The sequence below is a fragment of the Erwinia wuhanensis genome (assembly GCF_030484085.1).
Classification (GTDB): Bacteria; Pseudomonadota; Gammaproteobacteria; order Enterobacterales; family Enterobacteriaceae; genus Erwinia; species Erwinia aeris.
This window is the reverse complement of the sequence record NZ_JAUJUH010000022.1, coordinates 1-592: the sequence shown is the minus strand read 5'-3', so window position 1 is coordinate 592 and position 592 is coordinate 1. Positions and strand designations below refer to the sequence as shown.

General features: G+C 55.2%; 1 rRNA gene. It reads right to left on the bottom strand.

The window, feature by feature from the left end:
* A 23S ribosomal RNA gene (locus tag QZH36_RS21340) occupies positions 1–592 on the bottom strand; the annotation flags it as partial.

The following is a 592-nucleotide window of genomic DNA, read 5'->3' as shown; positions in this document are numbered from 1 at the left end:
TCTCTACCTGACCACCTGTGTCGGTTTGGGGTACGATTCCGTGTTACCTGGAGCTTAGAGGCTTTTCCTGGAAGCAGGGCATCTGTTGCTTCAGCACCGTAGTGCCTCGTCGTCACGCCTCAGCCTTAAAGTGTTCCGGATTTGCCTGGAACACAAGCCTACACGCTTAAACCGGGACAACCGTCGCCCGGCCAACATAGCCTTCTCCGTCCCCCCTTCGCAGTAACACCGAGTACAGGAATATTAACCTGTTTCCCATCGACTACGCCTTTCGGCCTCGCCTTAGGGGTCGACTCACCCTGCCCCGATTAACGTTGGACAGGAACCCTTGGTCTTCCGGCGAGCGGGCTTTTCACCCGCTTTATCGTTACTTATGTCAGCATTCGCACTTCTGATACCTCCAGCAGCCCTCACAGGCCACCTTCGACGGCTTACAGAACGCTCCCCTACCCAACAACACATAGTGTCGCTGCCGCAGCTTCGGTGCATGGTTTAGCCCCGTTACATCTTCCGCGCAGGCCGACTCGACCAGTGAGCTATTACGCTTTCTTTAAATGATGGCTGCTTCTAAGCCAACATCCTGGCTGTCTGT